We start from the raw sequence: 20,905 nt of genomic DNA, 5'->3' as shown, positions 1-20,905 counted from the left end.
GGAGCGGGTATAGACGGATAAACCATCCGTAGGTATCTGTTTGATCTGTGCCTTCCGTGTTCCCCCTTCGCGTCTGCTAGCCTCTTTCGGCGATCTTGCGGGTCATGCCCTTGATCTCCTCGGAGGCCCGGGCGTCTTTAAGGATCTTATCGGCAAGGGGGGTGATGCTCTTTTTGTCGCTGTTGATATAGTGCAGCACCAGCAGGGCGAAATCCTTATGATACGCATTGGCGGCGTCGGCAGCAGGCAGCTTCCAGGTCTTTATCAGGCCGATGAATTCCTTTGCGCGGCCCGACTGCATGAGTGCCTTAAATTGATTTACGATGAGCGACGACAGCTCCTCCGCCCGGAGGTTCATACCGGGTACGGTGATGATGCGGCGCAGCTCATCGAGGCTCTTTTTGGCATCGCCGTCGTTCGCATAAGCCGTCATCCGCACCTTGGACGTGAGGCGCAGGGCATCAGCGGGAAAGTAGGCGGCCGTAGCGCTGCGGAATATAGCGTAGTTGACGGAGTCGGCAGCCGTGGCCTTAACGAGCGCATAGCGCATCACCCGGTTTTGCAGTGCGGCATCGTACCCGGCCGGGGTACGGCCAAGGAGCTTCGCGTAGCCGGCCTTGTTGCGTTGCAGCAGCGTCAGCGCCTTCGCATCGAGCACTGCGTGGTCGAGCATCAGCTCCAGCACGTCCTTGTCGCCGGTGTTACCGCCAAACCGTGCCAGGTTACTGGCAATAAGGTCGTCGAGGCCCGTCTCGCCAAACGCTTCGGCATCGTGCACCCACTGGTGAAAAGCCGCAGGGTCGAGGCTGCCGGCAGCCGCTTTCTTTTTGACGGTATAGAACTGCTTATCCGGGTTCACGGCGTCGCTGCCGAGGTCGAGGAAGCCAGCCACGTCGGTGGCACCCACCTTCTTGTGCAGTACCTCGCCGTCGCCATTGATGAAGAAGAGCGTAGGATAGGCCGACACGCCGAGCTGCTCCGCAAGCGCGGGCCCTTCGCCGGCTTCCATGTCGATCTTCACGTTGATGAAGCTCTTGTTGTAGAAGGTGCCCACACCGGCATCGGTGAACACGTTCTGCTGCAGGTATTTGCAGGGGCCGCACCAGGTGGTGTACGCATCGAGGAAGATGATCTTGTTCTGCGCTTTCGCCTCGGTGAGCACGTCCTTCCAGGCCTTGCCGTGCACGAAGTCGATGCCGGCGGCGCCGGCGGCGGTGGAGACGAGGAGCAGGAAGACGAGAAGCAGGCGGGCCGGTCGCATAAAGGAGGGTTTAGGTGCTGTAAACGGAGGGATTTAAAGATACTGATATACGGCTGCCGTTACAAATCTGTTAAAGGGGAAACGGTCATTGAGGGGCAGCAGCTTACGTATGCGGTTCCGGTTGCATACGTGGGGACTGCCCGGCCCGATGCCGTATCTTCCCGGCATGATCGGGATCCGGAGTGCCTTTCTGTTCCTGCTGCTGCTCGCCTGCGTCGGGGCCGGGGCGCAGCCGCTGCTGCGGGGCCGCGTTGTAGATGCGGCCGGCGGAGCGCCGGTGGCGGGCGCCTCGGTGTTCCTGAGCAATACCTCCACCGGCACCGTCACCAACAGCGCCGGCGCCTTCGAGCTCGCCTTTCCCGCGGGCCGCTACGACCTCGTGGTGTCGTCGGTGGGCTACGAGACGCAAAGCCAGACGCTGCAGTCGGCTGCCCTGCCCCCGGAGCTTACGATCTCGCTGAAGGCCCGTCCGCGCGAGCTCGAGACGGTGCTGGTGCAGTCTTACGAAAAGGATGGCTGGGCCAAATGGGGGGCGCTCTTCACCGATCATTTTATCGGCACCTCCGACGAGGCCAGGGCCTGCCGATTCCGCAACGCATCAACGGTGCGCTTCATCTTCGACAAGGGTGCCAACGAGCTCCGGGCCATTGCCCGCGAGCCGCTCGTGATCGAAAACCCCGCCCTCGGCTACCGTGTCCGCTACCAGCTCGAAGACTTCCGGTTCAACTTCACCACGAAGCTGCTTACGTTTTACGGCTACCCGCTGTTCGAGGAGCTGAAGGGCAACGGCGCACGGCAGCGGCGCTGGCGCGCAGCCCGCCGCGACGTCTATGCCGGCTCGCTGATGCACTTCCTGCGCAGCGTGTTCGTGAACCGCATCCAGGAGCAAGGCTTCCAGGTGTTCCGCCTGCGCAAGTTCCCGAACCTGCAGAAGCAATACACCCGGAACCTCGTAAAGAAAGGCGCGCTGCAGTGGGGCCCCGACGGGCTGCGCATCGCCTATGGATTGCCGAAGGACAGCCTCGACTACTACCGCCGCTACCTGGGCCAGGGCGACGAGATATCGGTGGTGGGCACCCAGCAACTGCCGGGCGACTCGATCGCTTATGCCGGCGAGGGCAACGTGGCGGTGCTCGATTTTGCCGACTACCTGCTGGTGAATTACCCGAAGCTGCCGCCCCCGCGCGCCTACCGCGCGCAGAACCCCGATGGCGCCGGCTTCCGCATGTCGCAGCTCCTGCTGCCCTATGGGCGCCCCGTGCAGGTCGAGGGCAACGGCGCCTACTACGCTCCTACCGACCTCCTGTCGTTGGGCTACTGGGGCTGGGCGGAAAAGGTCGGGAATATGCTGCCGCTGGATTACCGGAAATAATGTGCTAATGGGGTAATGGGGTAATGGGGTAATGGGTAATAGGAAGAACCGAAGGCTATCGGCAAGCTGCGGATATCAATTGTTCCGACACCTTTCTCATTTCCTTGTTCTGGGTTCCCTGTTCCTTGTTCGCTGTTCTTTATAAGTTCAGGAGACGCAGGATCATGAGTCTTTACGGTTCGTTATTCGATATTCCTTGTTCCTTATTCGATATTCTATCTTTATCCTATGTATTCCCCTTCTCCCGGGCGCTATGCCCATATGCCCTACCGCCGCTGCGGCCGGAGCGGCTTGAAGCTGCCGGCCATCTCGCTCGGCCTCTGGCACAACTTCGGCGCCACCGACGACTACGAGCGCTGCCGCAGCATCGTACATACGGCCTTCGACCTCGGCATCACCCACTTCGACCTCGCCAACAACTACGGCCCGCCGCCCGGCGGCGCGGAGGTGACGTTCGGGAAGATCCTGAAGCAGGACCTCACGGCGTATCGCGATGAGCTCATTATCTCCACCAAGGCCGGCTGGCCGATGTGGCCCGGGCCTTACGGCGACCTCGGCTCCCGGAAATACCTGGTGGCCTCCCTCGACCAGAGCCTGAAGCGGATGGGGCTCGATTACGTCGACATCTACTACCACCACCGGCCCGACCCCGACACGCCGCTCGAGGAATCCATGGGCGCCCTGGATGCCATCGTGCGCCAGGGAAAAGCACTCTATGTAGGCATCTCGTCGTATTCGGCGGCCGAAACCGAGCGCGCCGCGGCGGTGCTCCGCTCGCTGGGCACCCCGCTCCTCATTCACCAGCCCCGCTACTCCCTGCTCGACCGCTGGGTGGAAGGCGGCCTCCTCGACACGCTGGAGCGCGAAGGCGCCGGCTGCATCACCTTTTCCTCGCTGGCACAGGGACTCCTCACCGACAAATACCTGCAGGGCATCCCGGCCGACTCCCGCGCCGCCTCCAACCGCGGCAACGGAGCCCTCGATGCGGCCGCCATCGACCCGGCCACGCTCGATAAGGTGCGTGCGCTCAACGAGATCGCCGAAACCCGCGGGCAGTCGCTCGCCCAGCTCTCCCTCGCCTGGGTGCTCCGCGATCCGCGCGTAACCTCGGTCATTGTAGGCGCCTCCCGTCCCGAGCAGGTGCTCGACTCGGCGCGCTGCCTGCACAAGCCCGCCTTCTCGGAAGCAGAACTCCTGCAGATCGATGCCATTCTTGCGTGAGAGGGAGGTTCTGAAGGTTCTTAGGGTTCTTTACGTTCATCGCCACGACGGAGGCCCTGACGGTTGCGCCACCAATTTCGCGGGAACTTTAAGAACCCTCAAAACCTTAAGAAACTTAACAAACCCCTGGTTTAAACGTCGGGCTTCCAGCGGGGCCGTAGGAAATCTGGCGTTTATTTTGCCGGAAAACCGTAGATTTATTGCTCATTAACTAAACTCTAACCATATGGCTGACGTACAACTCACCGCGTACAACGTAAAGACGAAGGAAAAGAATGTTCCCATCCAGGATGCTGTGGTCACCAAAACGGCCAAGGGCGCCTACATGGTGCAGGGACATGATGGCAAGGGCAACAAGCTGACGACCCTCTGCAACGAGGCAAAGGCGCTTGCTGCGATCCAGGCTGGACAGGCAAAGCAAGGCTGGTAAGTTCACGCTGCTTTCTGATGGAAACGACCGTGCACGACGGCACCCCGTCATAAGGGCCGTCGTTCCCAGATAACAAAGAAGACCCCGCAGATGCGGGGTCTTCTTTGTTTCGGCCGGCAATACCAGGGGGCAAACAGTAACGGGCTCTGAATAACGGGCTCCCTGCAGTGGGGTCGTGACGCGTCAGGCGTGAGGCGTGAGCAGGGCGGTTACGACAGTGGTGAATGTCCTTCTCGCGCCTCACGATCCCTATTGCTTGTAGAGCCGGAAAGAGTGGGGCCCATCTTCCGTATCGACCTGGCACAGGTATGCGCCGGGCGGCAGCTTACCGAGGTCGATGATCGCTTTTTCGGGGAAGCCGGAGGCGCTGCGCTCGAAGCGCTGCAGCAGGCGCCCCTGCCCGTCGTATACCCGGAAGCGCACCGGGCTGCCCGCGGCCGCACGGAAAGAGATCCCGAAGATGCCCGACGAGGGATTGGGTGCTACGCTCCACGACCCGCTGCCCGAGAACTGCACCGGGCGCACCTCCGAATACTGGAAGGAGCCGTCCGCATTGCGCACGCGCAGGCGGTAATACCAGGTGCCGGTCTTGCCCGCTGTGGAGTCGGTGAAGCGGTAGTTGCGGCCTGCGGCCGTATTACCTCCGCCGGCCACGGAGCCGAGCAATTCGAAGCGCCCACGCTGGAGCGCGGCCTCGCCTTTGGCTGCCTGCACCTCGTAGGCCAGCACACTTTCCTCGGTGGCCACCTTCCAGTCGAGGAGGCCCAGGTTGTCGCGGCGCTGCGCGTTGAAGGATACAAACCGCACCGGCAATGCGTTCTCCGCATTCACCCCGCCCGTGTTGAACCAGAACTCCGAGAAGTTCTTCACCTTGAATTCTAGGTAATAGCCTTTGTCGAAGGGCACCATCGTCCGCTTCGCGGGTGCGATGAAATACCATTGGCCGGCCGTGTTGTTGGCGATGCTGCTGTCTTCGAAGGGCGCGTTCGTGAACTTGGAGATACCAAGCTCATAGGCCGTAGCCGGCTGGCTGCATCCCGCGCAGCCCGTGGCGTCGATCAGCAGCTGCGCCTCGCGCTCGCTGAAATACAGGCGCACCGATACGGAGTCGCCGGGGCTTTCGTTGGCGGGTTTCACGGTAAGGTGGCGGGCCAGGTAGTACTGGCTGTTGATCCACCGGGAATGCGTTGTGTCGATATACACCTGCACCTTGGTGGCGCCGAGGTCCTGGCCGTGCGGGTTGAGCGCGGCGATCAGCTTGCCCCCGCTGGTAAAGGTGGTCCAGCCGGTGCCGGATACGCCCTGGGTCACAGGGTTGCTGAGCGTGCCACTGTCGAAGAGCGGCGTTGCATTGTTGTAGATGTGAATGTCGTCGATGGCGATGCCTTCCCGGCTCGTGGTGACGTCGGAAGCGAACACGAAGCGCAGGCGCAGGGCCGTGGCGCCCGATGGCAGCGGGATGGATGCAGCGTGCCACGCGGTATAGCGCTCCACGCTCCACAGGTCAAAGGTGCTCCTGTTGTACCAGTTGGTGCCGTTGCCGCTGGTGCCCAGCTTCGTCCAGCTGCTGCCATCGGCAGAATACTCCACCCAGGCACCGTCGCAGAGCGCCGACGAGCCGCAGTCTTCGATGTCGAGCGCCACGCTGAAGGAAAGTGCCGGCGACGAAAGGCCGCTCACGTCGAAGGCGGGCGAGTAGAGATAGGAATGCTCGTTGTCGTTGTAGTTGCCCACGAGGCGCGTTTTCCAGGCATTGCTGCCCGAGGCGGCCCGGCTGATGCGGGTAGAGGCGGGCGCCCCCCATTCCCACGACGGGTTCGTGCCGCCGGTGTACCAATAGCTGCTGCCGCCCTCGAAATCCTGGATATAAGGGAACGAAGTGATCAGGGGGCTGTTCACCACCACCAGGCGGGCCGTGTCGTTGGCGCGGTAGCTGTCGCCGGGTTGGTCCACGATGGCTTCCACGTTATAGGTCCCGAAGGCCGAGAGGTTGGCTCCGGTAAGGAAGCCATAGCTCGTTGTGCTGCCGGGGGCGAGGCTCGGGATGACCCCGGAGGTCCAGGCGCCGCCGTTGATGCGGTAGCGCACGGGAATGTTGCTGAGGGTAGCGAAGGAGCCGTTGCGCACGGAGACCGTTACCTGGGCGGCGGAGCCGAGCGCGGCCGCATGCGCCACCGGGCTCGTGATGGCGAGGAGCTGCACATCATTTTCAGCCTTGTACAGATGGATGTCGTCGAAGGAATAGCCGTTGGCCATGGCGGGTTCGGTGGCCGGGTAAATGCCATATTGCCCCCAGCGCACCTGGAAGGTGCTGGTAAAAGCCTGTCCGTTGGCGGCCAGCAAACGCGCTACCTCGATCGAGGAGCTCTTCGTATAGGTGCCGGCGCCCGGGCTGTTGGCATCCAGGCTATAGGCTTCGATCCAGGCGCCTGCATCGGAGCCGCGCACCCACACCCGGTTGGCAGCGTTGGCGCTCTGCCCATGGTCGAGGAAGGCAAAGTCGAGGCGCACGTCGTCGGAGGCTGCGTTGTAAGCCGCCAGGTTGAAGGTGCCGATGATGTAGTTCGTTGTGCCGCCGGCGTTATAGCGGTATTGGTCGAGGGTAAAGGCCTGCGTTCCCGAGTAGCTGAAGGCGCTGTTCACGGATGTGCGGAGGCGGGCGTTGGAGGAGCTGCGGCTGAAGTCGTAGCGCGAGCTGCCGCGGAGGCCGTCCAGCGTGTTCCCGTATGCCGTGTCCGTCAGCCCTTCGAGGTTGTCGAAGAACGGCAGCGTCACGGCGCTGTTGTCGAGGTGACGCACCAGCACGTTCAGGGTATCGTTGGCCGGGTTGGTATCCCCGGGAGCGGTAACCACGAGGGTGAAGTAGTAATCACCGGCTGCGGCCATGTTCTGCCGGGTGGTGAAGTTGTACGACAGGGTGCTGTTGGCGCCGACGGTTGAGGCGACGTTCTCCACCACCCACGCGCCCCCGTTGACGCGGTAGCGCAGCTCGAAGCCGGTAATGGCCACGTTATCGAGGTTCCGTACGGAGGCCGAGATACGCGTAGTGCTGGTCAGGGCGCCGCTGGTGCCATGGCGGCGCGTCACCGGGCTGGAGAGCGCGTTCATTTTCAGGTCGCCGTCGGTCATCGCGTTGCTGCAGGAGCCGCTGCTCGGAGTGCGCGACAGCGCTGCGGAGCGTCGCCCGGGCTGCCCGTTGATCCTTGCCCGCACCGACACCCAATAGGTAGTATCGGTAGCCAGGCCTTTGAGCACATAGCTCGTACTCGTGGTGGTGGCCATCGAAACCTGCCTGCCGCTGCGCAGCAGCATCACCTCGTAATCGGTGGCATTGGCCACGGTTGTCCAGCTCAGGTTGATATACCCCTCGCACTGGTCCGCCGTGGCGGCAAGGGTGGCGGTGGGCGCGCCCAGGATCGTAAAGTCGGCGCTTGTCGAGATGAGTGTCGTCGCTTCCTGCCGCACGCGCACCCGTGCCTGCCCGGTGGCTACCGAAGGCACGGTCCAGGTATACTGGCGGCGGCCGGCCTCTAAAGCGCTTGCAATCGGGAGCCAGTTGTTGCCGCCGTCGATGGAGTAGTCGAGCGCATAGGTGCTGGTGGCTTCACCCCAGGCATCCCAGTGCAGGACCATGACGTCGCCGGGCACCCAGCCTTCTCCGCCCGCCGGGTTCATCAGCTGCAGCGATACGGGCACGGGGTCCCACACCAGGAAATAAGGCTGGCTGCCATTCTGGGCGATCGTAGTGCCCTTGACCCGGATCGTATAATTGCCGGCTGGCGGCGCATCGATCAGCACCTGCTCCATATTGTTCTGGTGGTCGGCGGCGGTAAAGGCCGGAGCGCCGAGCGCAGCGTTGGCGGTATCGAGCCGGAACGGAAGCACGGTATTATTCGAAAGGTCCACCACTTCGAGGTCGAGGTCGTTGACGAGCGTTTTGGCGGCAAGCGGGGAGGCAGCCGGGTCATGCCAGTACAGGAGCACCTTCAGCTGGGCGGTATTGGCAGGCACCGCAACCGTATGGGAGATGGTGCCGCCCTGGGTGCTGCTGCCCGATGCATACCGCCCTCCCTCGAGCATCTCCACGCTGCGGAGCAGGTTCATCCATCCATGGCCATACTGGAAGTCGGGCCCTGCGGTGCCCCGGTCGGTGGCCCCGTTGCAGAGCAGCGCCTTCATGAGTGCGCCTTTGGGATTGGATCCACCGTTCAGCTGCTTGTAGCGCTGGTACAGGAGCGCAAGACCGCCGGTGACGGTAGGCGCGGCCATACTGGTGCCCTGGCTGGAAACATAGGTGTTGTTGAGGTTGTTGGACACCACCGCGCGGCCCTGTGCTACGATCTCTGGCTTGAGGCGGCCGTCGCGGACGGGACCGCGGCTCGAGAAGGAAGCGATAAGGCCGGAGTCGCTCGTGGCGCCAACGGTGACCACGTTCTTGGCACTCTGGTAGCCGCCGAGCACCGTATGAAAGCCTTGCCCATAGGGCGCGCAGTCGAGCGTGCCGCTGTTGCCGGCGGCGAATATGTGCAGGAGCTCGGGAAGCTCGATCGCCTGCTGGTCCATAGCTGCGGAATACAGGTCGTAAAGGCCCATATACTCGCACTCGATGATGTTGCCGTAAGAATTGTTGGTGAGCACCATGCCGTAGTCGGCGTGGTAAGTGGCTGCGTTGGTGAGGATGCCCGAGGTCATGGCAGACACGATGGTGGCGCCGGGGGCCATGCCCTTGTATAACTCATTCACATGCCCGGCGCCGGCGGCCGTGCCGGTGACGTGGATCCCGTGGTTGGAGTTGAAATGGGTGGCGTGGTTGATGAGGCGGCCGTTGAAGTCGCCGATCGTCTGCACGTCGGCATCATCGCCGATCCCGAGCACGACGCCGGAGCCGTCGAGGGCACGGCCGCCGGCCGCGAGCGGGGCGCCGAGCATTCCGGCGCGGGAGCCGCTACGGTTGTTGTAGTTGAGGGGCTGGGGCGCCGGAGGGCGAGGCTGCAGGTATTCCACGAAGGGCAGCGCTGCCAGCTCGCGGAGCCGGGACGGCGCCAGGCGCAGGCCCAGGATGCCGTAGCGCTGCAGTGCCAGGTCGGTCACCGGCAGGCGGCGCTCCTGCAGGGCGGTCAGGATCGTTGCAATCGAAAAGGACTTTGGCACCCGGATCAGTACGTCGATGGTGCCGGGCGTGGCCACTGCCCAGGCAGGAAGCTGGGCGCGCTTCAGCAGGGCGTCCATCTTTTGCTCGGGGGCCAGGGCGGAGAGCCCGCGCACCCCTGCGGCGGCCAGGGCGGAGACCGCGGGTGTTCCTGCAACGGCAGCGGTATAGGTGCCCTCGCCGAGGTACTGCTGCAGCTCGATGCCGGCAGCAGCGAGCGCTTTACGCACGCCTTCGGCGGGCACGCTGCCGAATTGCAGCACCCATTGAACGCGCCCCCCGATGCGGGGCAGGGTACGGCTCAGCGAATCCACCAGGTGGCGGTCAGGCGTGGATACGGATAAGGCCCCGGTGCGGAGGCGGATGGTGGAGGCGGGTTCCTGTGCGGCCAGGCTTCCTGCGAAGCACAGCAGCACCAGCAAAAGGGTATTCCGGATGCGGTCCATAAAGAACATACGTAAATGTACAAAAACCCGTTCGGGGCGCTGCGCGGCAATCGGCGAAGCCCTGTTGCAGTGTGGTTAAAATCCTTGGACAAGCTCAGTGGACAACGGTACTGCCGGGCTTTGAGGCGGAGGGGGCACAGAGGAACAGGGAACAAGGGACAGGGAACAAGGAACAGGGAACCTGAAAGCCGGCAGCAAACGAACTGCTCAAAACCCATCAAAACCTTTCAAAACCTTCCAAAACCTATTGATTTACCGTTTTGTGCATCCGCTCGAGGAAGGTGTGTACCTCGGTCATGTTGGCGATGGGCTCTGCCACGAGCAGGAAGTTGCGGCCGGCCTGCTTGAGGCGCGCCTTGTTGGTGCCGGTCTGCAGGTAGTCGAGGATGCTCTTGAACAGCGGGCTCTCGAAATAGGGCGAATCGGGGCGGTTGATGAAGAAGCATTTGAGCGTGCGGTCCTTCAGGAGCATCTTCTCGAAGCCGAGGGCCACGGCCAGCTTGCGTACGCGCACTGTCATGAAGAGGTCGCGGACCTCCTGCGGCAGCGGCCCGAAGCGATCCACGAACTCGGCTTCCATCGCCTGCAGCTCTTCCTCGGTGTCGCAGTTGTCGAGGCGCGAATAGAGCGCGAGGCGCTCGGTGATGCTCTCCACGTAGGCATCCGGGATCAGGATCTCCTGGTCGGTCTCGATGGTGCAGTCAGAAACATAGTCGTCCTGCTTTGTGATCTCCTCCTTGAACAGGTCCTTGAACTCGGTGCGCTTCAGCTCGCGGATCGCCTCGTCGAGGATCTTCTGGTAGGTCTCGAAGCCGATGTCGGCCATGAACCCGGTCTGCTCGCCGCCGAGCAGGTTGCCCGCGCCGCGGATGTCGAGGTCCCGCATCGCGATCTGGAAGCCGGAGCCGAGCTCGGAGTGCTGCTCAAGCGTTTGCAGGCGCTTGCGCGAATCGGTGGGCAGGGTGCTCATCGGCGGCGCCAGCAGGTAGGCGAAGGCCTTCTTGTTGGAGCGGCCCACGCGCCCGCGCAGCTGGTGCAGGTCCGAAAGGCCGAACTGGTGCGCGTTGTTGATGATGATGGTGTTCACGTTCGGGATGTCGACGCCGCTCTCCACGATGTTGGTACACACGAGCACGTCGTACTTCCGCTCGATGAAGTCCATGATGCGCTCTTCCAGCACATGGCCCTCGAGTTGCCCGTGGGCCCAGCCGATGGAGAGGTCCGGACAAAGCCCGTTGATGAGGGCGGCCATTTCGGCAAGTCCCTGGATGCGGTTGTGGATAAAGAACACCTGCCCGCCGCGTTCGGTCTCGAAGTAGATGGCCTCGCGGATGAAGTCTTCCTGGAACACGCGCACCTCGGTCTGGATCGGCTGCCGGTTCGGCGGCGGGGTATTGATGATGCTCAGGTCGCGGGCGCCCATGAGCGAGAACTGCAGCGTGCGCGGGATGGGCGTCGCCGTCAGCGTGAGCGCGTCGATATTGGTGCGGAGCGTCTTGATCTTTTCCTTGTGCGCCACGCCGAACTTCTGCTCCTCGTCGATCACGAGCAGGCCGAGATCTTTGAACTGCACGTCTTTCGAGAGGATGGCGTGCGTGCCTACGAGGATGTCGATCTTGCCTTCGGCGAGCTTCTTCAGCGTCTCCTTTTTCTCTTTCGCGGTCTTGAAGCGGTTGATGTAATCCACGGTCACCGGGAAGTCTTTCAATCGCTCCGAGAAGGTCTTGTAGTGCTGGAACGCGAGGATCGTGGTCGGCACCAGCACCGCGGCCTGCCGGCCGTCCACCACCGCTTTGAAGGCGGCGCGCACGGCGATCTCGGTCTTGCCGAAGCCCACGTCGCCGCACACGAGGCGGTCCATGGGCGAGGGTGATTCCATGTCCTTCTTCACGTCAGCCGTGGCCTTGCTCTGGTCGGGCGTGTCTTCGTAGATAAAGGAGGCCTCGAGCTCGGTGGTGAGGTAGTTGTCGGGGCTGTGCGCATAGCCGGTCTGGGCCTTGCGCGCGGCGTATAGCTTGATGAGGTCGAAGGCGATCTCCTTGACCTTGGTCTTCGTCTTTTCCTTGAGTTTCTGCCAGGCGTCGGAGCCGAGCTTGTTCACCTTGGGCACCGTGCCCTCCTTGCCGGTGAACTTGGCGATCTTGTGCAGCGAATTGATGTTGACGTAGAGGATGTCGCTGTCTTTATAGATGATGCGCACCGCCTCCTGCAGCTTGCCGTTCACCTCCATCTTCTGCAGGCCGCTGTACACGCCTACGCCGTGGTCGATGTGCGTCACGTAGTCGCCGGGCTGCAGCTCGCGCAGGGTGCGCAGCGTGAGGGCCTTGCTCTTGTTGTAGGCCTGCTTCACCCGGTACTTGTGGTAGCGCTGGAAGATCTGGTGGTCGGTGTAGCACAGCAGCTTCAGGTCCTCGTCGTAGAAGCCCTCGTGGATGGCCGAGGCCACCGGCTGAAAGGTGATCTCCTCCTTCAGGTCCTTGAAGATGGTATAGAGGCGCTCGAGCTGCTTCGGGTTCTCAGCAAAGAGGTGCAGGGCGTAGCCTTCCTTTTCGCGCAGCTTGAGGTCTTTGATCAGGAGGTCGAACTGGCGGTTGAAGGCGGGCTGCTCCTTTGTATGGAATTCGATCTCCTTGCCGACGCTTTCGGGCTGCGTGTGGCCGAAGTGCAGCAGGTGCCGCGCGGCCAGCCCGGTGCGGAAGGCGTTGGGCTCGATGAAGTCGGCAATCGTTACCGTGCGCAACTCCAGCGGGTCTTCCTCGTGCTCGGGCGGCGGCGCGTCCTTGCGCAGCTCCAGGAAGAGGCCGAGGTCTTCCTGCGCGGTCAGCAGGCGCTCGTAGGTGAGTTCTTCGTCCTGCATCCACACCGCGGTGTTCTCCGGCAGGAAGTCGAGCAGCGACACCTTCTCCTCGTCGGTGAACTGTGTTTCTACGTTCGGGATGATGTTGACCTGCAGGAGGCGGCGCTCGGAGAGCTGCGTCTCGGGATCGATGATGCGGATCGAGTCGATGTCGTTGCCGAACAGCTCGAGGCGGTAGGGCTTCTCGTTGCCGAAAGAGTAGATGTCGATGATGCCGCCGCGCACCGCAAACTGCCCGGGCTCGTACACGAAGTCGGTGCGCTCGAAGCCGTAGTCGACGAGCTTTCCGAAGAGCTCCTCGGGCTTGATGGTGTCGTTGGTCTTGAGGTGGATGACGCTTTCGGAGATGGAGCGCGACACCACCACTTTCTCGAACAGCGCCTCGGGATACGTCACCAGTGCGCCTACGCGCATCCCCGCGCCCGCCGCGAACTTCATGAGCGCCTCGGTGCGCAGCATCACGTGCGAAGAATTGAGCAGCCGGTAGTTCTTGCGGTTCTTGAACGACGAAGGGAAATAGAAGATGTTGAGGGCGTCCGTAAGGCTTTCGAGCGTATTGTGAAAGTAAGCCGCCTCCTCCGCGTCGTTGCACACGATGAGGTGGTTGACCGCGCTGCAGGTGGGATGGGTAAAGATGGCCGCCGCCACGAAGGCAGGTGCCGACCCGCGGAGATTGCGGAGCCCCAGCACCTGCGGGGCAGACATAGTGATGGCGTCCGCGATCGAAAAAAGGCGGGGGGATTTCTGGTAGGCCTGCAGCAATGCGGGTACACTCATCGACGGGGCAAAAGTACGGGAAGGCCGTTCAAATCGCGGGCCATGCCAAATTCAAAAGGCAAAAGTCAAAAGTCAAAAAATTCAAAGGGCGATGCTTGCTTCTTTCTTGCGCAGCACGCCTCGAGACGCAACTACAAAAAAGGTGAAGCGCCAGCGGTGGTCTGTGCGGGTTGTCCTGTGCCAAGTACCAGCAATGGGAAAGAGGACCAATCAAAAACGACCCATTTTGACTTCCTCCACAGCAGGCACTCCAAAGAAAAAGGGCTCTCCCACCCTGGGAAAGCCCTTTTGACTTTTGAATTTTGACTTTTGAGTTATTTCACGATCTGCTTCACATACACCTCTTTCTTGTCGCCGGTGATGCGCACGATGTAGGCACCGTGGCTCCAGGCGGAGAGGGGCAGCGTGGCGTTGCCGTAGGCGCGCGTTTCGCGGTGCAGCAGGGCGCCACGCGTGTCGAACACCTCCACCGTCATGCGGCGGGTAGTGGCGTTGCCGGCAGCGATGGTGAGGCGGTTGTTCGCAGCCGAAACGTACTTGATGAAGTCGCGGGTGGCCGTAACGTTAGACGTTCCGGTAGCCTGCGTCAGCACGGCGGTCCAGAGGCCGCGGCCGTGGGTGGCTACAAGCACCGTACGGTCGGAGGCGCGGTACTTCACCATATCGGTGCGTACGTTCGGGAAGTTGGCGTAGGGCTGCCAGTTGGTGGACGTGCCGTTGACGTTGGTGGCATACCATACACCCGTTTCGGTGCCGAGCAGAATGCCGCCGGCGCCGTTGCCGGGTCCGTTGAGCTCGATATTGGCCGGAACAACGCAGGACCAGTATACCGGCATGTCGGGCAGGTTGCCTTCGATACTGTTGAAGGTAGCGCCGCCGTCGGTGCTCTGCAGCACGCTGATGATGCCGTAGTTGGAGAGGGTCACGATGATGCGGTTGGCGTTGGCCGGGTCGATCTCGATACTGGAGACGTTGGCGTTGGCGGGCACCGCCGTGAGCGTGGTGCTGACGCTGGCCACGGCGGCCGCGTTGGCGTTGGTGGCTTTCACGATCATCGGCTGAAGGCTGGCGAAGGAGGTGCCGAACCATACCGTGTTGGCGGCGGAATGATCTACGCGCACCGCCGTTACCTCGCGGTTGCCGATGATGTTGAGGCGGGGCGAGGCGGTCGCCGGTGTGCCGCCCACGTCGGTGATGCGGAAGAACTTACCGGCATCCTCGCCGGCATACAGCACGTTGGCGGCGTCGTCGAAATCGGAAGGATTGATGAACTGTCCGGTGTTGGCGCTCGCGATGTTGGAGAACGAGGTGCCGCCATTGAGCGAGCGGTAATAGTTGTTGTACACGTAGGCCCCTATCTGCAGGTTACCATCGTTCTGGTCGATGTGGGGAACGCCGCCATCGCCACCGATCACCGGCGTAGCGGTGCTGAGGCCGGCGTTCGTGAAGCGCAGGGTGTTATTGTCCTGCGCGCCGGCGAGGAAGAAGTTGGGGATGGTGGGATGGAAGTCGGCGCCATAGAACTGCGTTACGTTGAAGCCGTTGTTCTTGTTGGCGAACGTGGGCGTGGTGGCGTTCATGTTGTCGGAAACGTAGATGCCCCCGTCGTTGCCGACGATAAGGCGGCTGTTGCTGACGTAGATGAGCTCATGCTGGTCCACATGGGTGCCGGTGACGCTGCTGCTGCTGATGGTGGTCCAGCTGGAGCCGCCGTTGAGGGAGCGCGTGAGGTGCAGGCCGCCACCCACGAGGATGTCGGGGTTGGTGGGATCCACGGCGAGGATGAGGTTGTACCAGCCCTGCGAGTTGGCGCCGTTGTTCATGCCGGTGGGCACGCCCGTGGCGGTCCAGGTGGTACCGCCGTTGTCGGAGCGGTAGATGGTGGACACCTGTGCGTCGGACTGGTTGGCGAGGGCGAGGTAAAGGCGCTGCGGGTTGGAGGGCGCGATGGCGAGCTCGGCGCGGTACATGGCGGCAAGGCCCGGGGGCGTTACCTCCGTCCAGGTGCCGGCGGTACCGGTGTTGGCGCCGTTGGTGGCCGCCGATTTCCAGACGGAAACCGCCACGCCGGCATCGGGGAAGATACCGAGGGTAGCATAGACATCCCCGTTGGAGGCTACCTCCAGGTCGGCGGCGCGGCCGGTGGTGAAGGTGCCGAGCGGTGCACCGAGCACCTGCGTCCAGGTATTGCCGCCATCGGTGGAGCGCTGCACGCCGCGCTTGTCGGAGGAGTTGTTGCGCAGCGACACGTACAGGTTGTCGTTGTTATCGCTCACGAGGTCCTGCACGTACTCGAAGGTGGCGGTGGAGGGGATCTGGTTCCAGGTGTTGCCGCCGTCGGTGGATTTGAAGATGCCGGCGCCGCGAACGGCGTCGATGTTGAACCAGCCCTCACCGGTGCCGGCGTACATCACGTCGGGGTTGGTGCGGCTTTGCCACATCGCCGTTATCGCCAGGTTCGTCATCTTGTCGTTCACCGGGGCCCAGGTCACCGGGGTCGAGTTGAAGTTGGTGGTCTTAAAGATACCGCCGCTCACGGAAGAGGCGAAGACCGTGTTGCCGGTGGCGTCGCGCCGGTCTACGAGCACGGCGCGGGAGCGGCCGCCGATGTTGGTGGGACCGCGCTCCTGCCAGGAAATGGCGGCCGTGCGGCCGGTGGCGATCATGAGGTCGCGGACCTGCTGGGCCTGCAGCAGGCGCTGCGTGGGCACATCGTTGAGGGAGAGGTCGCGGGTGGCGCGGAACTGCTGGCGCACCGCCAGCTCCATACCGTCGGCTTCGAGCCGCTCTGCCGCTTCTTCTTCGGCCTCAGGCGTGCGGCCACCGGGGGTGCAGGAAAAAAGGGCCAGGCAAAGGGCGACGGCCGTACCGGATCGGAACAAGGATTTCATTGTAAACTATTGTTGATAAGCAGATTTTTGGGGTGAGGGCTTGCTTGGGGCCGTTCACGACTTGTGTGTTTTTCCTTCAGGACGTCCAAATTTACGAGATTTAGCGCCGAAAAGCCCAGGCGTTGCCCGTTAAATTTCGCCCCTCCGGAGGTTGTTTATTGGTCTATTTGTCTATTGGTTAATTTGTAAGAGTCGCTTCCGGTGGAAATGTTCTTCCCAGGTTCGGATGTGTATGCACGGGTTCGGGATCCTCCCGTAGCTCAGTCCGAACCCTACTGGCGAAACAAACAAGCATAAAAAAAGCTGTCGGCGACAGCTAAAAATTTCGGGAGAGAAAATCATTTGAGGTCCGGCGGCGATCCGGAAGGGCACCGCTTCAGGCGGCGTCAGCAAAAATCTGAAATCACACCTCTTTAATCAACATCTTGCGTCAGCATCAGATATGAGATCACCGATCCGCGATCTGAGATAAAAAAAAAGAGGGCCGATAAGAATACCAGCCCTTTTAACCTAAACCGTCCGACAAAAAGTATGTTGAGTTTGATCTCTTTTTCTTTCGTAAGTCACGCTGTATCAGCGGCTTCGTGTATATAATTTCCAATCACTATGCCAGTTTGCACAATTGCTGCGAGAAAATCCGGAAAACGGCCGGTTTAACGCATTTTTGCAGGAGAACCCCTAAAACTGCCCCGTTTATGGCACTGCAACCCTGGCGCACCGGCATTGTTACGCGCATTGAGCAAGCCACCCACAATACCCGCCGTTATTGGGTAAAAGTGCCCGAATTGGAGCGGTTTGACTTCACCCCCGGTCAATTTGTGACGCTCGATCTCCCCATTCACGAAAAGCCCAACCGGCGCTGGCGCTCCTACTCCATCGCCTCCTGGCCCGACGGCTCCAACGAATTCGAATTGTTGATCGTGCTGCTCGAGGGCGGCGCCGGAACGCAGTACCTCTTCCATGAGGTGCAGGTTGGGACGGAATTGCAACTACGGGGTCCACAAGGTGTGTTTGTACTTCCCCAGGACCTGCAGAAAGACCTGTACCTCATCTGCACCGGCACCGGCATCGCCCCGTTTCGCAGCATGTTGCACCACATCGAGCGCCACAACATTGCGCACCAGGGCCTGCACCTCATCTTCGGCACACGCTCCCAAAGCGACCTTCTTTATTACGACGAGCTCCGCGCACTCGAGGAGCGCCTGCCGGGCTTCCGCTACCTGCCCACGCTTTCGCGCGAGCAATGGCAGGGCTGCTGCGGCTATGTCCACAATGTATACGAAGACCTCGTGCATACCCACCAGGCCGCCGAAGGCAGTTTGCCACACGCCCAGTTCTTCCTCTGCGGTTGGAAGGCCATGGTAGACGAGGCAAAGGAGCGCATCCTCAAGCTCGGGTTTGAGAAGAAGGATGTTGTTCTTGAGCTTTATGGATAAAAAGGTTTAGGGGGTTTAGACGGTTTAGGGGTTGGTTTGTGTACCCTAACCTTCTAAACCCCCTAAACCCCCTAAACCTTCTAAACCTATTTCCGGATGTTCCTCCTGATGAAAATCCTCCTCTGGTTGTTCCGCCCGCTGATCTGGGTCCTGCTCCTGTTTTTGCTGGCCTGGATCTTCCGGCGGCACGAGCGGCGGCGGAAGGGCTTTCTGCGGGCGGCGGTTCTTACGCTGCTCGTGTTCTCGAACCCCTGGCTCATCAACACGATCTACCGCGCCTGGGAGCCTGACCCGGTGCCGGTGGAGCGTACCGGCCGCTACCCGGTGGGCATCGTGCTCGGCGGCTTCGTAAACTACAATGCAGCCGACAACGCCGGGTACTTCAACGATGCCTCGGACCGCTTTATCCAGGCGGCACTGTTGTATAAGACCGGGCATATCGGCAAGGTCATCGTGCCCGCGGGCAACGGCTACCTGGTGGCCCACGGATTCCAGGAGGCAACTTTTGCGAAGCAGCGGCTGGTGGAGCTCGGCGTGCCGGCGGCCGACATCCTTACCGATACCGAATCGCGCAACACCCTCGAGAACGCGCGCAATACGAAGCGGATCCTCGACAGCACGCACCTCCCCGGCCCCTACCTGCTCATCACCTCCGCCGCGCACCTGCCGCGCGCCGAGCCCGTATTCGAGAAGCAGGGCATCCCCGTGGATCCCTTCCCCTGCGATTACGTATCGCGCAGCACCGGCAACAACCTCATCGAAGACTACCTGCTGCCGCAATCCACCGCGCTGCAGAACTGGGATCCGCTCATCAAGGAGTGGCTCGGGATTGTCACGTATAAGCTCACCGGAAAAGGATGAGGCACCTTTGAGAGAACGAACGCAGATTTTTTATGATTGATACGATGAACGCAGATCTGTTCGTTCGTCCATCGATACTGTAGCCGCCTACGGGTAGATGGTAATCGTACCGATCGATCCAAATTAGGGTGTAGGAAACCGTGAGCAGAACCGTGTAGTAAATAATCCGCGCTGATCGTATAAAATCCGTGCAATCCGCGTTCTTTCTCTCCCTGCCCCTCGCTTCTACTACACCCATAAAAAAGGAGGGAACACAGTCCCTCCTCATTTCACAATATTCGATATTCCTTGTTCTGCGGTTGTCCTCAGATCATCGAACGAAGCACCAGATGCTTCACCTCGCTCATCGGCACGCGCTCCTGCTGCATCGTGTCGCGGAAGCGGATCGTGACGGTACCGTCTTCCTTCGACTGGTGATCGATGGTAACGCAGAAGGGTGTACCGATGGCGTCCATGCGGCGGTAGCGCTTGCCGATGGTGTCCTTCTCCTCGTAGAAGCACTTGAACGCGCCTTTGCAGTCGCTCATCAGCTGCTGCGCCACCTCGGGCAGCCCGTCCTTCTTCACAAGCGGCAGCACGGCCAGCTTGATGGGGGCGAGCTTCGGCGGGAATTTCAGCACCACGCGATCGTCTTTCCGCTCGGGCGTGCTCAGGTCCTGCTCTTCGTAGGCCTCGCTCAGCACGAGCATCACGGTGCGGTCCACGCCGATGGAGGTCTCGATGACGTAGGGGATATAGTTGCCATAGGGCTTGCCCGTGGCGGGGTCGACGTCGTTGTCGAAGTACTGCATCTTCTTCTTGCTGTACTCCTGGTGGTTGCGCAGGTCGAAGTCGGTGCGCGAGTGGATGCCTTCCACCTCCTTGAAGCCGATGGGGAAGTTGTACTCGATGTCGCAGGCCGCGTCGGCGTAGTGGGCGAGCTTCACGTGGTCGTGGAAGCGGTACTTGTCGGGGCTGATGCCGAGGTCGAGGTGCCATTTCATGCGCTCGCCCTTCCAGTATTCATACCATTCCTTCTGTGTGCCGGGGCGGATGAAGAACTGCATCTCCATCTGCTCGAACTCGCGCATGCGGAAGATGAACTGGCGCGCCACGATCTCGTTGCGGAAGGCCTTGCCGATCTGGGCGATGCCGAAGGGGATCTTCATGCGGCCGGTCTTCTGCACGTTGAGGAAGTTGACGAAGATGCCCTGCGCCGTTTCGGGGCGGAGGTAGATCGTGTTGTCGCCTTCGTCGGAAGTAGCGCCGAACTCGGTGGAAAACATGAGGTTGAACTGGCGCACGTCGGTCCAGTTGGCGGTGCCCGACACGGAGCAGACGATCTTCTCGTCTTCGATAAGCTCCTTGAGGCCGGCGAAGTCGCCTTCGGCGATGAGGTGGTCCATCTTGCCCTGCAGGAGGTCGGCCTCGAGCTGCTTACCCTCGTTCGACAGCGCCTCGATCTTCGCCTCGATGAGGTGGTCGACGCGGTAGCGCTTCTTCGAGTCCTTGTTGTCGATCATCGGGTCGGAGAAGTTGTCGACGTGGCCGGAAGCCTTCCAGGTGGTGGGGTGCATGAAGATGGCGGCGTCGATGCCCACGATGTTCTCGTACATACGGGTCATGGAATGCCACCAATGATCCTTGATGTTCTTCTTCAGCTCCGCGCCCCACTGGCCGTAGTCGTACACGGCGCCGAGCCCGTCGTAGATCTCGGAGGAGGGGAAGATGAAGCCGTATTCCTTGCAGTGGGCGATGATCGCCTGGAATTTATTGCTGTCCGTTGCCATAGGGCGCAAATATAGCCCCCTGTCCCACAAAGGGGGAACTTAGGCGGAATCAACTTTTCTCCTCCGTACCATTTTTTGAAGCAGTGGATGCGCATGCCCCGACGGTGTCGGGGCATGCTACGTTAAGCGGGCCGGGGGAAGCAAATGAGCGGGAGGTGGAGCAAGCGAGCAATAGAGTACATGAGCAATTGAGTATAAGCGGGAGAGGAAGGAAAGAGAGGAGGGCATGAATGCAGCGCTCAGCTCCACACCTCCTCCCGTCTCTTATGTGTTCAGGTATTCATGCTTTCAGATGCTGCACCAGAAGAACGCTCCCTACCGTAAAGAAAGTAGCAACCCAAGTTCCCCCTTCGGGGTCAACCGAGCGAAGCAAAGGTTGCGCGCGTAGCGCTGGGGCCGGGCCGGGAATAACCCATTTGGGGTATAGTACAGGTC

11 protein-coding genes are annotated in these 20,905 nt (G+C 61.3%); 6 read left to right on the top strand and 5 right to left on the bottom strand.

The features are described from left to right. Positions 1-76: 76 nt before the first annotated feature. A complete protein-coding gene (locus tag ABD937_RS04375) occupies positions 77-1,261 on the bottom strand; it encodes a thioredoxin family protein (protein ID WP_345253701.1) in 1,185 nt (394 codons plus the stop codon). A gap of 166 nt (positions 1,262-1,427) precedes the next feature. On the opposite strand from ABD937_RS04375, the gene ABD937_RS04370 reads away from it, so the two are divergent. The 3 genes from ABD937_RS04370 to ABD937_RS04360 all read left to right on the top strand — a co-directional run bounded on the left by ABD937_RS04370 (position 1,428) and on the right by ABD937_RS04360 (position 4,284). After that, complete coding sequence (locus tag ABD937_RS04370) at positions 1,428-2,633, top strand: carboxypeptidase-like regulatory domain-containing protein (protein WP_345253700.1); 1,206 nt, start codon at positions 1,428-1,430, stop codon at positions 2,631-2,633. A gap of 228 nt (positions 2,634-2,861) precedes the next feature. Further along, positions 2,862-3,854, top strand: coding sequence for an L-glyceraldehyde 3-phosphate reductase (gene mgrA / locus ABD937_RS04365; RefSeq protein ID WP_345253699.1), 993 nt, complete (start codon positions 2,862-2,864; stop codon positions 3,852-3,854). A gap of 226 nt (positions 3,855-4,080) precedes the next feature. Next, a complete protein-coding gene (locus tag ABD937_RS04360; RefSeq protein ID WP_345253697.1) occupies positions 4,081-4,284 on the top strand; it encodes a hypothetical protein in 204 nt (67 codons plus the stop codon). A 249-nt stretch (positions 4,285-4,533) separates the two neighbouring features. Here the strand turns inward: ABD937_RS04360 and ABD937_RS04355 are convergent, their stop codons facing one another. Together ABD937_RS04355 and mfd are read right to left on the bottom strand one after the other, a co-directional pair. Then, positions 4,534-9,888 (bottom strand): S8 family serine peptidase, encoded by a 5,355-nt coding sequence (locus ABD937_RS04355; protein WP_345253695.1) that lies wholly within the window; start codon positions 9,886-9,888, stop codon positions 4,534-4,536. Between the two features lie 235 nt (positions 9,889-10,123). Continuing rightward, the gene (gene mfd / locus ABD937_RS04350; RefSeq protein WP_345253693.1) at positions 10,124-13,513 is read right to left on the bottom strand and encodes a transcription-repair coupling factor; all 3,390 of its coding nucleotides are present in this window, start codon (positions 13,511-13,513) and stop codon (positions 10,124-10,126) included. A gap of 42 nt (positions 13,514-13,555) precedes the next feature. On the opposite strand from mfd, the gene ABD937_RS04345 reads away from it, so the two are divergent. Beyond that, positions 13,556-13,819, top strand: a complete 264-nt coding sequence (locus tag ABD937_RS04345) for a hypothetical protein (protein WP_345253691.1) — start codon at positions 13,556-13,558, stop codon at positions 13,817-13,819. A gap of 8 nt (positions 13,820-13,827) precedes the next feature. On the opposite strand, the gene ABD937_RS04340 is transcribed toward ABD937_RS04345, so the two are convergent. Then, positions 13,828-16,404: a T9SS type A sorting domain-containing protein gene (locus ABD937_RS04340; RefSeq protein WP_345253689.1), complete on the bottom strand. Its 2,577-nt coding sequence runs from the start codon at positions 16,402-16,404 to the stop codon at positions 13,828-13,830. Positions 16,405-17,099: 695 nt separating this feature from the next. Here ABD937_RS04340 and ABD937_RS04335 point away from each other — a divergent pair. Both ABD937_RS04335 and ABD937_RS04330 read left to right on the top strand, forming a co-directional pair. Next, positions 17,100-17,840, top strand: a complete 741-nt coding sequence (locus tag ABD937_RS04335; protein WP_345253688.1) for a ferredoxin--NADP reductase — start codon at positions 17,100-17,102, stop codon at positions 17,838-17,840. Positions 17,841-17,936: 96 nt separating this feature from the next. After that, a complete protein-coding gene (locus ABD937_RS04330) occupies positions 17,937-18,701 on the top strand; it encodes a YdcF family protein (RefSeq protein ID WP_345253686.1) in 765 nt (254 codons plus the stop codon). 305 nt (positions 18,702-19,006) lie between these two features. Here ABD937_RS04330 and ABD937_RS04325 read toward each other — a convergent pair whose 3' ends face one another. Next, complete coding sequence (locus ABD937_RS04325) at positions 19,007-20,470, bottom strand: glycine--tRNA ligase (RefSeq protein ID WP_345253685.1); 1,464 nt, start codon at positions 20,468-20,470, stop codon at positions 19,007-19,009. Positions 20,471-20,905 lie beyond the last annotated feature (435 nt).

The organism is Flaviaestuariibacter amylovorans (assembly GCF_039541815.1).
Taxonomy (GTDB): domain Bacteria; phylum Bacteroidota; class Bacteroidia; order Chitinophagales; family Chitinophagaceae; genus Flavisolibacter; species Flavisolibacter amylovorans.
Note: the sequence above shows the minus strand (reverse complement) of the source record. Positions and strands in the feature narration are given on the sequence as shown.

Excerpts from the sequence above, each read along its gene's own strand:
- ABD937_RS04325 (WP_345253685.1), bottom strand. The coding sequence starts at position 20,470 with ATGGCAACGGACAGCAATAAATTCCAGGCGATCATCGCCCACTGCAAG.
- mgrA (WP_345253699.1), top strand. The coding sequence starts at position 2,862 with ATGTATTCCCCTTCTCCCGGGCGCTATGCCCATATGCCCTACCGCCGC.
- ABD937_RS04370 (WP_345253700.1), top strand. The coding sequence starts at position 1,428 with ATGATCGGGATCCGGAGTGCCTTTCTGTTCCTGCTGCTGCTCGCCTGC.
- ABD937_RS04375 (WP_345253701.1), bottom strand. The coding sequence starts at position 1,261 with ATGCGACCGGCCCGCCTGCTTCTCGTCTTCCTGCTCCTCGTCTCCACC.
- ABD937_RS04345 (WP_345253691.1), top strand. The coding sequence starts at position 13,556 with ATGCCAAATTCAAAAGGCAAAAGTCAAAAGTCAAAAAATTCAAAGGGC.
- mfd (WP_345253693.1), bottom strand. The coding sequence starts at position 13,513 with ATGAGTGTACCCGCATTGCTGCAGGCCTACCAGAAATCCCCCCGCCTT.
- ABD937_RS04340 (WP_345253689.1), bottom strand. The coding sequence starts at position 16,404 with ATGAAATCCTTGTTCCGATCCGGTACGGCCGTCGCCCTTTGCCTGGCC.
- ABD937_RS04330 (WP_345253686.1), top strand. The coding sequence starts at position 17,937 with ATGTTCCTCCTGATGAAAATCCTCCTCTGGTTGTTCCGCCCGCTGATC.
- ABD937_RS04355 (WP_345253695.1), bottom strand. The coding sequence starts at position 9,888 with ATGTTCTTTATGGACCGCATCCGGAATACCCTTTTGCTGGTGCTGCTG.
- ABD937_RS04335 (WP_345253688.1), top strand. The coding sequence starts at position 17,100 with ATGGCACTGCAACCCTGGCGCACCGGCATTGTTACGCGCATTGAGCAA.
- ABD937_RS04360 (WP_345253697.1), top strand. The coding sequence starts at position 4,081 with ATGGCTGACGTACAACTCACCGCGTACAACGTAAAGACGAAGGAAAAG.